Origin of the sequence: Streptomyces wuyuanensis (assembly GCF_900103455.1) — a bacterium.
Lineage (GTDB): Bacteria > Actinomycetota > Actinomycetes > Streptomycetales > Streptomycetaceae > Streptomyces > Streptomyces wuyuanensis.
The window spans coordinates 125964-141669 of sequence record NZ_FNHI01000007.1; the positions used below are offsets into that span (position 1 = coordinate 125964).

General features: G+C 72.9%; 11 protein-coding genes. All 11 read left to right on the top strand.

The features are described from left to right. Positions 1 to 139 precede the first annotated feature (139 nt). The 11 genes from BLT82_RS12620 to BLT82_RS12670 all read left to right on the top strand — a co-directional run bounded on the left by BLT82_RS12620 (position 140) and on the right by BLT82_RS12670 (position 15693). Positions 140 to 1342 (top strand): ROK family transcriptional regulator, encoded by a 1203-nt coding sequence (locus tag BLT82_RS12620; RefSeq protein WP_093654024.1) that lies wholly within the window; start codon positions 140 to 142, stop codon positions 1340 to 1342. A gap of 132 nt (positions 1343 to 1474) precedes the next feature. Continuing rightward, positions 1475 to 2812, top strand: coding sequence for an ABC transporter substrate-binding protein (locus tag BLT82_RS12625; RefSeq protein ID WP_093654025.1), 1338 nt, complete (start codon positions 1475 to 1477; stop codon positions 2810 to 2812). Beyond that, a complete protein-coding gene (locus tag BLT82_RS12630) occupies positions 2812 to 3795 on the top strand; it encodes a carbohydrate ABC transporter permease (protein ID WP_093654026.1) in 984 nt (327 codons plus the stop codon). The genes BLT82_RS12625 and BLT82_RS12630 overlap by 1 nt, the downstream gene beginning before the upstream one ends. A gap of 3 nt (positions 3796 to 3798) precedes the next feature. After that, positions 3799 to 4704, top strand: coding sequence for a carbohydrate ABC transporter permease (locus BLT82_RS12635; protein WP_093654027.1), 906 nt, complete (start codon positions 3799 to 3801; stop codon positions 4702 to 4704). A gap of 7 nt (positions 4705 to 4711) precedes the next feature. Next, positions 4712 to 6019 carry a 6-phospho-beta-glucosidase gene (locus BLT82_RS12640; protein WP_093654028.1) on the top strand — a complete coding sequence of 436 codons (1308 nt, stop codon included), beginning with the start codon at positions 4712 to 4714 and terminating at the stop codon, positions 6017 to 6019. Next, positions 6010 to 7020, top strand: a complete 1011-nt coding sequence (locus tag BLT82_RS12645) for an N-acetylglucosamine kinase (protein ID WP_208867869.1) — start codon at positions 6010 to 6012, stop codon at positions 7018 to 7020. Before BLT82_RS12640 ends, BLT82_RS12645 begins: the two co-directional genes overlap by 10 nt. 309 nt (positions 7021 to 7329) lie before the next feature. After that, entirely contained in the window at positions 7330 to 8769 is a 1440-nt protein-coding gene (locus BLT82_RS12650; RefSeq protein WP_244291939.1) for a hypothetical protein, read from the top strand. A gap of 11 nt (positions 8770 to 8780) precedes the next feature. Continuing rightward, positions 8781 to 9869 carry a glutamate ABC transporter substrate-binding protein gene (locus tag BLT82_RS12655; protein ID WP_093654029.1) on the top strand — a complete coding sequence of 363 codons (1089 nt, stop codon included), beginning with the start codon at positions 8781 to 8783 and terminating at the stop codon, positions 9867 to 9869. Between the two features lie 134 nt (positions 9870 to 10003). Then, on the top strand, positions 10004 to 11290 hold the full coding sequence (locus tag BLT82_RS12660) for a coiled-coil domain-containing protein (RefSeq protein WP_093654030.1): 1287 nt from the start codon (positions 10004 to 10006) through the stop codon (positions 11288 to 11290). 79 nt (positions 11291 to 11369) lie between these two features. Beyond that, on the top strand, positions 11370 to 14168 hold the full coding sequence (locus BLT82_RS12665) for a serine/threonine-protein kinase (protein WP_208867870.1): 2799 nt from the start codon (positions 11370 to 11372) through the stop codon (positions 14166 to 14168). Between the two features lie 85 nt (positions 14169 to 14253). Continuing rightward, positions 14254 to 15693, top strand: a complete 1440-nt coding sequence (locus BLT82_RS12670) for a protein phosphatase 2C domain-containing protein (protein WP_093654031.1) — start codon at positions 14254 to 14256, stop codon at positions 15691 to 15693. The last annotated feature ends 13 nt before the right edge of the window (positions 15694 to 15706 follow it).

The window sequence follows — 15706 nt, forward strand, 5'->3', positions numbered from 1 at the left end:
CAGGGCGGGGGCGCCCTTTCGCATGCCGCGTCCGCCGGGCGGCCGCCGGGTATTGACGAGCCCATGACGGCGACCTAGGTTCTCATCAGATAGGAAAGTTTCCTAACAGCGCAGTGCGCGAAGGGCGAGGTGCGTCGTCGTGGCAGGTACCACCCCCGGGACCCCCCGTGTGCTCCGTGCCATGAACGACCGTGCGGCGCTCGATCTGCTGCTGGAACACGGACCGCTCTCCCGTACCCGCATCGGCAAGCTGACCGGACTGTCCAAGCCCACCGCATCCCAGTTGCTGGCCCGTCTGGAGGCCGCGGGGCTGGTCGTCGCCACCGGCACCACCGAGGGCAGACCGGGGCCGAACGCCCAGCTGTACTCGATCAACGCCCGTACCGCGTTCGCCGCCGGACTCGACGTGACCCCCAAGCGCATCCGCGCGGCCGTCGCCGACATCACCGGCGCGACCGTCGGGGAGCACGTCACCGAGACTCACGGGCGGCGGTCGGCGAGCGTCGCACGGCAGGTCGGCGAGGCGCTGGACGGCGCGGTGAAGGCCGCCGGGATCACCCGGGCCGACGTGCACCGCCTCGTCGTCGGCACCCCGGGCGCCTTCGACCCCTCCACGGGGCGGCTGCGGTACGCCTCCCATCTGCCCGGCTGGCACTCCCCCACGCTGCTCGAAGAACTGGCCGCGGCACTGCCCATGGCGGTCGAGTACGAAAACGACGTCAACCTGGTCGCCGTGGCCGAGCAGCGGCTCGGCGCCGCCCGCGGCCATGACGACTTCGTGCTGCTGTGGAACGAGGAGGGGCTCGGCGCCGCCCTCGTCATCGGCGGCCGGCTGCACCGCGGCTTCACCGGCGGCGCTGGCGAGATCGGCTTCCTGCCGGTCCCGGGCACCCCGCTCGTACGGCAGGTCGCCAAGGCGGGGAGCGGCGGCTTCCAGGAGCTGGCCGGTGCCCAGACCGTGCCCAGGCTGGCCCGCGAACTCGGCATCGCCGGCGTCCCGCAGGGCCCCCATCACGAGGTGGCGGCCGACCTGCTGGCGCGGGCCGCCGAGGCGGAGCAGGGGCCGTACCGCACCCTTCTGGACACCTTCGCGACCGCGCTGGCCACGGGCCTGGCGTCGATGACCGCAGTCCTCGACCCCGGACTCGTCGTCCTCTCCGGGCCGCTCATCGCGGCCGGCGGCGAACCGCTGCGCGAGCGGGTCCAGTCGGAGCTGGCCGAGCTGGCCCCCTCCCGGCCGCGGCTCGTCATCGGCGACGTACAGGAACGCCCCGTGCTGCGAGGGGCCCTGGAAAGTGCCCTGGCCGCCACCCGCGACGAGGTCTTCGACACCTCCCGCTGAACCGGGAACCCCGGCACGGACCCGGGTCCCGATCCCCGATCCCCGCAACCCGATCCCCGCAACCCGATCCCCGCATCCCGCACTCCGCGCATCCCCCGACCCGTCCGCCCCCGCCCCCAGGGAGACACCGTCATGCACGGAAGACGCCGCTCCACAGCCGTCGCGCTGGCCGCGACCGCCGCGATGGCCCTGCTCGCCACCGCCTGCACGGGTTCCCACGACACCGGCGCGACCGACGACCCGAAGGCACGCACCACGCTCACCTTCTGGCACGGGTGGAGCGCGCCCGGTGAGGTCGCGGCGATCCAGGACAACATCGCGGCCTTCGAGAAGAAGCACCCCAACATCACGGTCAAGGTCGTCAAGGGCATCACCGACGACAAGCTCAACCAGGCCCTGCGGGCGGGCGGTTCCAACGCCCCCGACGTGGTCTCGTCCTTCACCACCGACAACGTCGGCCGCTTCTGCTCCACCAGCGCGCTGGCCGACCTCCGTCCGTTCCTGGACGAGGCCGGGATCGACCCGGCGAAGACCTTCCTGCCCCAGATGGCCAAGTACACCGAGCACGAAGGGAAGCGCTGCACGGTCCCGCTGCTCGGTGACGCGTACGGCCTGTACTACAACAAGAAGGCGTTCGCCGAGGCCGGCATCACCGCCCCGCCCAAGACGCTGTCCGAGTTCGACGAGGCCGCGGCGAAGCTCACCAAGGCCAAGGGCGACGGCTACGAGCAGCTCGGCTTCATGCCGAACTTCCAGGCCTACGAGACCACGTTCGAGCACTACGCGGCGCAGTTCGGCGTCCGGTACCTCGACGAAGGGGGCAAGTCCGCCCTCGCCTCCGACCCCCGGGTCAAGGCCCTGCTCACCTGGCAGAAGGGACTGGTCGACAAGCTCGGCGGCTACCGGAAGCTGGAGAGGTTCCGCAGCTCGCTCGGCGACGAGTGGGGCCCCAAGCACCCGTTCCACACCGGCCAGGTCGCCATGCAGCTCGACGGCGAGTGGCGGGGCAAGATGGCGAAGGACGCGCAGCTGCCCTTCGAGATAGGCGCGGCGCCCTTCCCGGTCCCCGACGACCAGGCCGCCGACTACGGCAAGGGCTACCTGTCCGGGACGATCCTCGGCATCGCCGGCACCAGCGAGAAGAAGAACGCCGCCTGGGAGCTGGTGCGGTACCTGTCGACGGACACCGACGCCGTCGTCTCCTTCGCCAACGCGATCCACAACGTCCCCTCAACCCTGGCCGCGCTCGAGTCGCCGAGGCTGAGCGACGACCCCGTCTACCGAACCTTCGTCGGCATCGCCCAGCACCCGAAGAGCTCGCACGCCCCGTCCTCGGTGAACGGCGGCGCCTTCCTGCTCACCGCGCAGGACTTCGGCGTCCGGTACGAGGCCGGACGCGAGAAGGACCTCGACGCGGGTTTGCGGCGGACGGACGCGCAGGTCGACAAGGACAACGAGCAGGCGCGCTGATGACCACGGCACACTCCGCCGCGGCGCGGCCGCGGGCGGGACGGGGGGACCCGGCTCTGCGGGCCAAGCACGTCCGGCAGCGGCTGCGCACGGCCGCGTTCCTCTCGCCCTGGCTGATCGGGTTCGGCGTCTTCTTCGCCTACCCCCTGGTCTCCACCGTCTACTTCTCCTTCATGAAGTACGACGGGTTCACCGCGCCCACCTGGGTGGGCCTGAAGAACTGGTCGTACGTCCTCGGCGATTATCCGTTCTTCTGGCCCGCCCTGGGCAACACGCTCTGGCTGATCGCCGTGATGGTGTCGCTGCGGGTCGTCTTCGGCCTCGGCATCGGGCTGCTGGTCACGCGGCTCAGGACGGGCGGCGGGCTGTTCCGGACGCTGTTCTACCTGCCGTACCTGGCCCCGCCGGTCGCCGCGACCATGTCGTTCGTCTTCCTGCTCAACCCGGGGACGGGGCCGGCGAACACGGTGCTCGCGGCGCTGGGCCTGCCGGAGCCCGGCTGGTTCAACGACCCGTCGTGGTCGAAGCCCTCACTGACGATCCTCGCCCTGTGGTGCGTGGGGGATCTCATGGTGATCTTCATGGCGGCACTGCTCGACGTGCCGAAGGAGCAGTACGAGGCGGCCGAGCTGGACGGGGCCGGCCCCTGGCAGCGGTTCCGCTACGTCACGCTGCCGAACATCTCACCCATCGTCCTGTTCGCCGTCGTCACCGGGATCATCGCGACCATGCAGTACTACACGGAGCCCATCGTGGCGGCGAAGGTCGCCAGCGGCGTGATCGGCGGCTCCGGACAGCAGTTCGAGCCCGGTTATCCGGACCGGTCGACGCTGACCGTTCCCCAGATCGTCTACAACCTGGGCTTCCAGCGTTTCGACACGGGCGCCGCGTGTGTCGTCGCGCTGGTGCTGTTCGCGCTGGCCATGGTGTTCACGGCGTTCCTGATGAGGCGGCGCTCCGGCTTCCTCTCGGCGGAGGACTGATCGATGACCACGACCCTCACCCCCGCGCCGTCCGCCGTCCGCACGGCGCGGGGCGGCGGTTCCGCCGCACGGCGCGGCGCGCGCCGCAGGGCCGCCCTGGAGTGGATCGCGGTCCACTCCCTGGCCGTCGCCGCCGCCCTCTTCTTCCTGCTGCCGTTCGTGTTCGTGTTCCTGACGGCGGTGATGACCGACGACCAGGCGCTCACCCGCGAACTGTGGCCGCACACCTGGGAGTGGGGCAACTTCGCCACGGTGTGGAACACCCCGGGATTCCTCACCTGGTGGCGCAACACCCTGCTGTACGCAGGCCTCGGCACAGTCCTCGCGGTCGCCTCGAGCATCCCGGTCGCCTACGCGCTGGCGAAGTTCCGCTTCCGCGGCCGGGGTCTGGCGATGATGCTCGTCATCGCCACGATGATGCTGCCGCCGCAGGTGGTCGTCGTCCCCATGTACCTGTTCTGGGCCAAGCAGCTGGATCTCGCGGGCACCCTGTGGCCGCTGATCGTCCCTTTCGCGTTCGGCAACGCGTTCACGATCTTCCTCCTGCGGCAGTTCATGCTGACGATCCCCAAGGAGTACACCGAGGCGGCCAAAATCGACGGCTGCGGCGAGTTCCGAACGATGGTGCGGATCGTGCTGCCGATGGCGAGGCCGGCGATCGCCGCCGTGGCGCTGTTCCACTTCTTCTACTGCTGGAACGACTACTTCGGTCCGCAGATCTACGCCTCGGAGAACCCCGCCGCCTGGACGCTCTCCTACGGCCTGGAGTCCTTCAAGGGCGCGCACCAGACGGACTGGAACCTGACGATGGCGGCGACCGTGATGATCATGGCGCCGGTGATCGTCGTGTTCTTCCTCGCACAGAAGGCCTTCGTCGAGGGCGTCACGCTGACCGGAGTGAAGGGCTGAGACACACATGCTGCAATCCACCGGGGGACACCCCCCGAACCCCCGGCAGACGAAGATCGCGGTCGTGGGCGGGGGGTCCACCTACACGCCAGAACTGATCGACGGATTCGCCCGGTTGAGGGACGCTCTGCCGATCGGCGAGCTGGTGCTGATCGACCCCGACGCCGGCCGGCTGGACCTGGTCGGCGGGCTCGCCCGGCGGATCTTCGCCCGGCAGGGCCACCCCGGGACCATCACGACCACCTCCGACCTGGACGCGGGTGCGGCGGGTGCCGACGCCGTGCTGCTGCAGTTGCGCGTCGGCGGCCAGGCCGCGCGCGAGAAGGACGAGACCTGGCCGCTGGAGTGCGGCTGCGTCGGGCAGGAGACGACCGGGGCGGGCGGTCTGGCGAAGGCGCTGCGCACCGTGCCGGTGGTGCTGGACATCGCCGAACGGGTGCGCCGGAACGCCCCGGACGCCTGGATCGTCGACTTCACCAACCCGGTGGGCATCGTGACCCGTGCGCTGCTCCAGGCCGGCCACCGCGCGGTCGGACTGTGCAACGTCGCGATCGGACTGCAGCGGAAGTTCGCCGCGCTGCTGGAGGTCGCCCCGGGCGACGTCCACCTGGACCACGTGGGCCTCAACCACCTGACCTGGGAGACCGGCGTCCGGCTCGGCGGCCCGGAGGGCGAGAACGTCCTGCCGCGGCTGCTCGCCGAGCACGGCGACGCCATCGCCGGGGACCTGCGGCTCCCGCGGCAGATCCTGGACCGCCTCGGCGTCGTCCCGTCGTACTACCTGCGCTACTTCTACGCGCACGACGCGGTCGTCGGGGAGATGAGGACCAAACCGTCCCGGGCTGCTGAGGTCGCGGCGATGGAGAAGCGGCTCCTGGAGATGTACGGCGACCCGTCGCTGGACGAGAAGCCCGCACTCCTCGCCCAGCGGGGCGGCGCCTTCTACTCGGAGGCCGCCGTCGACCTCGTCGCGTCGCTCCTCGGGGGAACGGGCAGTCCCTACCAGGTGGTCAACACGTACAACAACGGCACGCTGCCGTTCCTCCCCGACGACGCCGTCGTCGAGGTGCAGGCCGCCGTCGGCACCAAGGGCGCCGCACCGCTGCCGCTGCCCGACCTCGACCCGCTGTACGGCGGGCTGATCGCGAACGTCACGGCCTACGAGGAACTGGCGCTGGAGGCGGCGCTGCGCGGCGGCCGCGACCGCGTCTTCAAGGCGCTGCTGGCCCACCCCCTGATCGGCCAGTTCGAGCACGCCGAAGCGCTCACGGAGCGGCTGGTGGCACACAACCGGGAGCACTTTCCGTGGGCGTGAACGTCCCGGCCGTGCACGGCTCCGCGGCGAGCGGCCCGGCGGCCGCGGTCCTCGCCGTCGACGCCGGCAACAGCAAGACGGACGTCGCGGTGGTCGGCGCCGACGGCTCGGTCCTGGGCACGGCGCGCGGCGGCGGCTTCCAGCCGCCGAGGGTCGGGGTCGCCGCCGCGCTGGACGGCCTGGACCGCACGGTGCGGCGGGCCCTCGGCGCCGCCGGACTCCGGTCCGTCGCGCATGTCTCCGCCTGCCTGGCCAACGCCGATCTCCCGGTCGAGGAGGCGGAGCTGGCGGCGGCGGTACGGGCACGCGGCTGGGGCGCCACGAGCGAGGTCCGCAACGACACCTTCGCGATCCTGCGGGCCGGGGTCGACGAGCCCAGAGGCGTCGCCGTCGTCTGCGGCGCCGGCATCAACTGCGTGGGCATGGTGCCGGACGGCCGCACCGCGCGCTTCCCGGCGATCGGCAGGACCTCCGGGGACTGGGGAGGGGGCTCGGGGCTCGCGGAGGAGGCCCTGTGGTTCGCCGCGCGGGCCGAGGACGGGCGCGGTGAGCCGACCGAGCTCGCCCGGACGCTGCCGGCGCACTTCGGTCTGCCGTCGATGTACGCGCTCATCGAGGCGCTGCACCTGGGCCGTGTCGCCCCGGAACGCAGACACGAGCTCGCCCCGGTCCTGTTCTCGACGGCCGCCGCCGGCGACGCCGTGGCGGGCGCGCTCGTGGACCGGCTCGCGGAGGAGGTCGTCCTGATGACCACGGTGGCGCTGGGCCGGCTCGGGCTGCTCGACGAGGAGGCCCCCGTGGTGCTCGGCGGCAGCGTGCTGGCGGCGCGGCATCCCCGGCTCGACGGCGGGATCGAGGAGTTGCTCGCCGCCCGGGCGCCGAAGGCCGTCGTCTCCGTGGTGACCGCACCGCCCGTCCTGGGCGCGGCGCTGCTGGGCCTCGACCACCTCGGTGCGCCTGCCGCGGCACGGGCCGTGCTGCGGTCGCGGTACGGGGTGTAGGCGGTCGCGGTACGGGATGTGGGCGTCCGCCGCCGGTCCACGGAAGCAGGGGGCGCACTCGGATCGCATCCAGCGCACGACGGTGCCACCGGCCCGTCGTGCGCGGGCGGACGGAACCGATCCGCCGTGGGCGGCGTATTCATGTGAGGGGCGCTGAACAGGGGGCGGCATTGACGCGACACGCCGGATGGCACAAGATCCAGTGAATCCTGGGTGTGGAATGTCCGCCCCCGCGGCCATACTTCTGGCCGGAAGCCGTCCCCCGCCCGCGGGAGGTGGGACGCCGTCAGTGACCGAGGGGGAGGTCAAGTGACACACATGCCGAGCGCGGCGGACCCGCCCGCGCCGCCGGTGCCGCACGTCCCGGCGCAGCCGGGACCGCCGCCCGGCCCGGGATCGCAGCCCTCCGCCGAACTGTCGTCGCCTCCGGGGCCGCCCGCACGGCGCAGCGCGTGGGCGGAGACGACGGCGCAGCTGCGCGCCGCCGCGACCACGGAGCCGGGCCGGCTGCGGATCATCGGCGCCGTACTGGCCGCGCTGGTGGTCGCGTTCGGCGCCGTGACGGCCTTCGAGATCGCCGACCGCGCCTCCTCCGCCGACGCCGTGGTCAACCGCAGCCAGCCGCTGAGCGCCGACGCGGCGAGCATCTACCGCTCGCTCGCTGACGCCGACACGGCCGCCGCGAGCGGTTTCCTGGCCGGGGCGCAGGAGCCCCCGGCGGTGCGGGAGCGCTATCACAAGGACATCACGAGCGCCTCACGGCTGCTGGTGAAGGCCGCGGCGAACACGGACGGTTCGACGGACTCGCGCCGCTGGATCGCCACGCTCAACGAACAGCTCCCCCGGTACACCGGCCTCATCGAACGGGCCCGGGCCAACAACCGGCAGGGACTCCCCCTCGGCGGCGCGTATCTGCGGTACGCGAACCAGCTGATGACCACCGAGCTGCTGCCCGCTGCCCAGAAGCTGTACGAGGAGGAGACGGCCCGGCTCGACGACGACCACGGCGACGCCAGGGTGTGGCCCTTCCTGTCGCTGGGGCTGGGAGTGGTGGCGATCGGCGGTCTGGTCTGGGCGCAGCGCCGCAACTACCTCCGCACGAACCGGGTGTTCAACCACGGGCTGCTCGCGGCCACCGCCGCTTCCACCGTGGTGCTGCTCTGGCTCGCCGTCGGACACGCGGTCGCCAGGGCGGGACTCGACGAGGCCCGGGCCAACGGGCAGGAGTCGCTGAAAGTGCTGAACGACGCCCGGATCAGCAGCCTGAAGGCCCGGGCCAACGAGAACCTGACCCTGGTCGCACGCGGTGCGGTGCTCACCGCGGACGGCAAGAGCGACAAGTACGAGACGGACTACACCTCCGGCATGAGCAGGCTCACCGCCTCGCTCGGCCGAGCCGGGCGACTCGCCGACGACGGTGCGGGCCGCACCCCGGTCGCGGACGCCGTCTCGGCGGCCTCGGAGTGGAAGAACCGGCACAAGGACGCCGGCGAGACCGACAGAGCGGGCGACTACGACGGTGCGCTGGCGAAGGTCATCGGCAGCGAGGGCTCCACGGGCCAGTGCTTCGACCGGGTGGACGCCGCCCTGGAGAAGGCCCTGGCCCATGAGCAGGCCGAGTTCACCGAGTCCGCCGAGGAAGGCCTGGGCGCGCTGGTGGGTCTGTCGATCGGCGCTGCCGTGCTGGCGGTCCTCGGGGCGGTCGGCGCGGTCCTGGGCATCGGCCGCAGGCTTTCGGAGTACCGGTGAGAGGGGGAGAGATGGCTGACTCGATGCCGGACACGGCACCGGACGTGACACCGCGGGCCGGGACCGCGCGTACCGCCGGCCCGCGCCCGAGCGGCCGGGCGATGCGCCTCGCGGGCCGGCTGCGCGGCTGGGGCGGTGTCGCCGGGATGGCGGCGGCCTGTGCGCTGACCGCCGCCCTCACCCTGGTCCCCCTCTCGCACGGGGGGCCGCCGGCCGCGGTGACCCCGGGTGCCGACCCGGCGGCCGCGCCGCCCGCGAAGGCGGACGACTGCACGAGCCCGGAGGCGTCGCTTCGGCCGTCCTCGGCGGACGGCCCCGCGATCGAGGAGATCAAGCAGCGCGGCAGGCTGGTCGTCGGCGTCGACCAGAACAGCTACCGCTGGGGCTACCGCCGGGCGGACGGCAAGCTGGAGGGCTTCGACATCGATCTGGCCCGGGCGATCGCCCGGGACATCCTCGGCGACCCGGAGAAGGTCATCTTCCGGGCGGTCCCGACCAACCAGCGGATCACGGCGCTCAACAACGGCACGGTGGACCTCGTCGTACGGACGATGACCATCAACTGCGCCCGGATCAAGCAGGTCGCGTTCTCCACGGCCTACTTCCAGACGGGCCAGCAGGTGCTCGCGCCCCGGCAGTCCGCGATCACCGGATTCGACGAGTCCCTCAAGGGCCGGCGGGTCTGCTCCGCGGAGGGCTCGACGGCCTACGACGCGCTTGCGAAGGACCCGCACGGGGCCGTCTTCAAGGACGAGGACGACGACGGCCCCGGTGACAGGAACAGGCTGACGGTCCCCAACCAACTGGACTGCCTGGTCCGGCTGCAGCTCGGCGAGGTGGACGCGGTCGTCACGGACGCGGCCCTCGCCGCGGGACAGGCCGCCCAGGACCCATCCGTCGAACTCAAAGGCGACAGGCCCTTCACCACCGAGTACTACGGCGTGGCCGCCAAACTGGGCAGGGACGACCTCGTCCGCAGGGTCAACAAGGTGCTGGAGGAGTACCGGTCGGGCCCCTGGACAGAGGCGTACGTCAAGTGGCTGAAGAAGGACCTGCCCGGCATATCGGGCCCCCCGGCTCCGAAGTACCGGGACAATTGAGACCGTTGGGAAGGCAGCCGACGGAAGCGGGCGGTCCGGCGGGGAAGCCGGGCCGGCCGGGACGTCCGGCAGCGAATCCGAGTACACGAGCGGAGAGGTGATCGATGGGCGTCGCGGGACCCCCCGGGCCGGTAATGGACCGGGACGAGGTGGACCGTGCGCTGGCGCGGCTCGGGGAGGAGCACGAGGCGATCGAGACCTCGCTCCTCGCCCTCCAGGACCATGCGGGCCGCAGGCTCCTGGAGGGTGCCGAGCTGACGGGTGTCACCAAGGACCGCTGGGCCTCCACGGAGCAGGCGATCACGCTGCTGTGGGGGTACTTCGACGCGTACGCGGGGGCCTTGCGCTCGGCCCGTGAGCTGCGCGCGCGGCGCCGCTGGCCGAGCCGGGACGACCTCGTGGCGCTGACGGACCGGCTGCGCGGCCCCAGCGTCACCGTCGCGAGTTCCGCCGTCCATCCCGCGCCGTCCGTGACCGGCCCGGCCAAGCTCTCCGAGCGCTTCACGCTGGAGGGCCTCGTCAGCCGGATGAACACGCTGTACGCCCGCTCGCTGGACGTGGTGGTGGCCGCCGACACGGTGTGGTCGGCGCTGCCCGCGCGGATCGATCTGCTCGCCGCGGAGCTGCAACGCACCCGTTCGCTGGCCCACTCGGTGGGTGTGCGGCCGGGCGAGCACCCTGCGGGCGACGAGCTGGAGTCGATCACCCACGAGCTGTCCGCGCTGCGGGCGCAGGTCGTGTCGGACCCGCTCGCGTTCTGGTCGCCTGCGACGGCGAGTTCGGCTCCGGGCGGCGGCCGTCCCGACACCGGGCGCTACGACCACGCCGCGCGTTCGCTGGAGGACATCCGCCGGGAGATCGAGGCGGTCCTCGCGGTACGGCAGGACTCGGAGACCCGGCTGCTGCGGCTGCGGGACGTGCTCTCCCGGGCGGACCGCACGCTCACGGAGGCGCGTGCCGCGCGCGGTGAGGTGCTGGCGAAGATCGCCGCGTCCGAGGTCCCCGCGGTCAGCGGGCCGCCGACCGTGCTGCAGGAGCGGCTGGCGACCGCCGCCGAGTACCGCAGGCACGCCCAGTGGCACCGGCTGTCTCCCCTGCTGGAGTCCCTGGAGCGCGAGGCCGAGGACGAACTCATGCGGGCCCGCGAGTCGTTGACGGCCGTGACGGCACCTCTCGCGGTCCGTGCGGAGCTGCGCGGCCGGCTCGACGCGTACAAGGCGAAGGTCGCCCGGCACGGCATGGCCGAGGATCCGCTGCTGATCGAGCGGTACGACGCGGCGCGCCGGATGCTGTGGAGCGCCCCGTGCGATCTGCGCGCCGCCGAGCAGGCGGTCCTGCGCTACCAGCGGGCCGCGGCGGAGGTCCTGGTCCCGCGGCAGCCGGGGCCCGTGGACGGCACCGGTCACCGGGGGGAATCGTGATCCGCGCACACGTCACCGCCGTTCCGCGGACGCCGTCCGCGGACCCGGTGACCGGGCAGGCGAGCAGGCAGGGGGAGCCGTGAGTGATCTGACGAAGTGCAGCCGCCCGGACTGCGAGGGCGTCTACGAGGACGTCGGCGGGGGCGAGCTGTACTGCGACACCTGCGGGCTCGCACCGGAGGCGGGCCGGGGCCGCACGCCGTCCGCCGGGAACGGTGAGCGCTCCGGCGCGGCGGCGGGCGCGTGCCAGCGCCCCGGCTGCGAGGGCGTCTACGAGGACGTCGGCGGGGGCGAGCTGTACTGCGACACCTGCGGGCTCGCACCCGTCGTCGCGAGAGGCGGCGCGCTGTCGTCGCCGCCCACCGGCATCACGGGAGGCGGACGGAGCGGCCCCAGCGGGAACAGCGGCTCGGGACGCGGCAGTTCGCCCTCGGGTTCGCGCTCGTCCCGTTCGGCCCGGTCGTCGCGCTCCTCGACGTCACGGCGGTCGGTCTCGGGCCGGCTGTCCCGTTCGCTGTCCGGCCGTACCTCGGGCCGCTCGGTGTCGGTCCGCAGCTCGGGCTCGTCGTCGTCCTCGGGCCGCAACCGCCTCGGCGCCGGGCTGGTCTCGGTCCCGGACGTGCCGCGCCCCGACCCGCGTTCCGCGGTCATGGCGGAGCCGGAGGTCCCGGAGCGGAAGCGATTCTGCAGCCGCAGCGACTGCGGTGCTCCGGTGGGCCGCGCGCGCGGCGACCGGCCGGGCCGTACGGAGGGTTTCTGCACCAAGTGCGGCCACCCCTACTCGTTCGTGCCGAAGCTGCGCGAGGGCGACATCGTCCACGGGCAGTACGAGGTGATGGGCTGTCTGGCACACGGCGGCCTCGGCTGGATCTACCTCGCCATAGACCGGGCGGTGTCCGACCGCTGGGTCGTCCTCAAGGGCCTGCTGGACACCGGCGACCAGGACGCGATGGCGGCGGCGATCTCGGAACGCCGCTTCCTCGCGGAGATCGAGCACTCCAACATCGTCCGCATCTACAACTTCGTCGAGCACCTGGACCAGCGGACCGGCTCGATGGACGGCTACATCGTCATGGAGTACGTCGGCGGCAAGTCCCTCAAGGAGATCGCCAACGAGCGGCGCGCCCCCGACGGCAGGCGCGACCCGCTGCCGGTCGAGCAGGCGTGCGCCTACGGGATCGAGGCACTGGAGGCACTCGGGCATCTGCACAGCCGGAACCTGCTCTACTGCGACTTCAAGGTCGACAACGCCATCCAGACCGAGGACCAGCTCAAGCTCATCGACATGGGTGCCGTGCGGCGGATGGACGACGACGAGTCGGCCATCTACGGCACGGTCGGCTACCAGGCGCCGGAGGTCGCGGAGCTCGGCCCCTCGGTCGCGTCGGACCTCTACACGGTGGCGCGGACCCTCGCGGTGCTGACGTTCGACTTCCAGGGCTACACGAACGTGTTCGCGGACTCCCTCCCGGACCCGGACAACATCGAGGTCTTCCGGACCTACGAGTCGTTCTACCGGCTCCTCGTCCGCGCGACCGACCCCGATCCGGCCCGCAGGTTCGCCTCGGCGCAGGAGATGGCGGACCAGCTGACGGGCGTGCTGAGAGAGGTCGTGGCGCTCCAGACGGGCCGACCGCGCCCGTCCCTGTCCACCCTGTTCGGGCCGGAGCTGCGCGTCACGGACACGGAACTGTTCGCCGAACTCAGCGGCGAGGTCTCGGCGCTGGGTGCCCGGCGGCCCGCGCGCCGCCGCGGCGGCACCCCGCCGGCGGCCTCCGTCCCGCAGGCGCCGGGGAGCCTTCCGTATGCGGCCGCACTGCCGGGCGCGGCGGTGACCCAGGGGCACGGCAGCCCGGGCGCCCCGCATCCGTACGCCCCCGCCCCGCGCGGAGTGCCGCCGCGGGCGGTGCTGCCCGGACAGCGCGGGGAGCGGGCGGCGGCCCCGCAGCCCCACCTCGCGGGCCTGGACGTACGCGCGACCGCACTGGCGCTGCCGGTCCCCCGCGTGGACCCGAACGACCCCAACGCGGGGTTCCTCGCGGGTCTGCTGGCCTCCGCGCCCGCCGAGCTCATCGCCGCGCTGCACGGCGCGCCCGCGAGCTCCCCGGAACTGCGGCTGCGCGAACTGCGGGCGCGGCTGGAGATGGGCGAGCTCACCTCCGCGACGACCTCTCTGGCCGATCTCGAGGCCCGGCACCCCGACGACTGGCGGGTCGTCTGGTACCGCGGCGTCGCCTCGCTGGCCACCGGGGACGACGAGACGGCAGCGCTGTCCTTCGACGCGGTCTACGACGCGTTCCCGGGCGAGGCCGCACCCAAGCTGGCGCTCGCCGTCTGCGCCGAGGTACTGGGCCAGCTGGACAACGCCGCGGAGTACTACCGCCTGGTGTGGGCCACCGACCCGAGCTATGTGAGCGCCGCGTTCGGCCTGGCCCGGGTACAGCTCGCGGCGGGCGAGGGCACCGCGGCCGTGCGCACGCTGGAGTCCGTGCCGGAGTCGTCGAACCACTACACCGCCGCCCGGGTCGCGGCGGTAAGGGCACGGCTGCGACAACGCGCCGTACAGGATCCGCTCATCGACGACCTCACGGCCGCCGCCGACCAGGTCACCGCGCTGGAAGGGCTCGGACTGGACACCGTGCGGCGCGAGCGGCTGTCCACGGAAGTTCTGGGTACGGCGCTGGACTGGGTACTCTCCGGCAGTGCCGGCGCCCGGCCGGCGAGGACTGTGCTGCTCGGCAGCGAACTGGACGAACGCGGACTGCGGTTCGGCCTGGAACGCTCGTTCCGGGTGCTCGCCCGGCTCGCCCCGAACGGCGAGGAGCGCATCGAACTGGTGGAGCGGGCCAACCGCTACCGCCCCCGGACGTGGGTGTGATGCTGTGCTGTCGCGGGGACGGTTCCCCGGACCTCCGGCGGAAGGACCGAGGCGCGCCCGGCACATCAAGGCGAGGTGAAAGCGAATGACGCCGCAGATGCCACAGCAGGCGGCCTGGTCGAAGTGCCCCGGATGCGAGGAGCCGCTCGAATCCGGCGATCTGTTCTGCGGAGCGTGCGGGTACGACCTGTCGGTCGTGCCCGAGCCGCCGCGGGACCGCCCCACGGTCGTGATCGGTGCGCACGTGGACTGGCCCGAGGCCCCCGGGGCCGACGGCTCCGGCCGGCCCGGCACGCTGCAGCGGTCCGGCGAGGTGCCCGGTACGGACTCGGGCGGCCGTGAACTGCCCGTGGCCGCCGTTCGCTTCGACGGCCCCGACGCGGCGCCGGCCGTCGCCGCGGCACCTCCCCCGTTCCAGGAGCCCGGTGCCGCCGCGCAGTTCGGACCGGCCGCGACGGGCGGAGCGCCCGCCGCACCGGGCACGTCCCCGGCCACCGGTCCGAGCGGCGCATCCGGTTCCGGTTCCGGCGGCTTCGAGCCGACCGCGCCCGATCCCCGCGCCGCCGGGCACTCCGGAGGACACTCCGCCGCGCCCCCGCCCGGAGCGAAGCTCTGCGTCGCCTGCCGCGCCGGCCATGTCGACCCGGACGGCTACTGCGAGAACTGCGGGCACGCGCAGCCGCGCGAGCGCGACCACATGGAGCAGGAGCTCGGCTCGGTGGCCGCGGTCAGCGACCGGGGACTGCGGCACCACCGCAACGAGGACTCGTTCGCGGTGTCGTCCACGGCCCTGCCCGACGGGTCCCCGGCCGTGATCGCGATCGTGTGCGACGGCGTGTCCTCGGCCACCCGCCCCGACGACGCCTCCGCGGCCGCGGCGAGCTCCGCCAACGAGCACCTGCTGGATTCGCTGCCCCGGGGAACGCATCCGCAGCAGGCCATGCACGACGCGATCCTCGCCGCCGCCTCCGCGGTCAACTCCCTGGCGGCGGAGCCCGGCGCGGCGATGGAGCACGACCCGCACCGCCACCAGAACGCTCCCGCGTGCACGCTGGTGGGCGCCGTTGCCGCGGGAGGGCTGCTGGTGGTGGGCTGGGTCGGCGACAGCCGGGCGTACTGGATCCCCGACGACCGGAGCGGCCCGCCGGCCCGTCTCACCGAGGACGACTCCTGGGCGGCCCAGATGGTCTCCGCGGGCCTGATGAGCGAGGCCGAGGCGTACGCGGACGAGCGCGCGCACGCGATCACCGGCTGGCTCGGCGCGGACGCCTACGAACTGGAACCGCACACGGCCTCGTTCAAGCCGGACCGCCCCGGTGTGGTCGTCGTCTGCACGGACGGACTCTGGAACTACGCGGAGGCGCCCGAGGAAATGGCGCAGGTCCTGCCGCCTGACGCGGCGGGCCGTCCGCTGCACGGGGCGCAGGTCCTGGTCGGCCATGCGCTCGACGGCGGGGGCCACGACAACGTAACAGTGGCCCTGCTCCCGTTCGCCGTGCCGCGTCAGGGGGCAGGATCGGCCTGAACAAGGCCATATC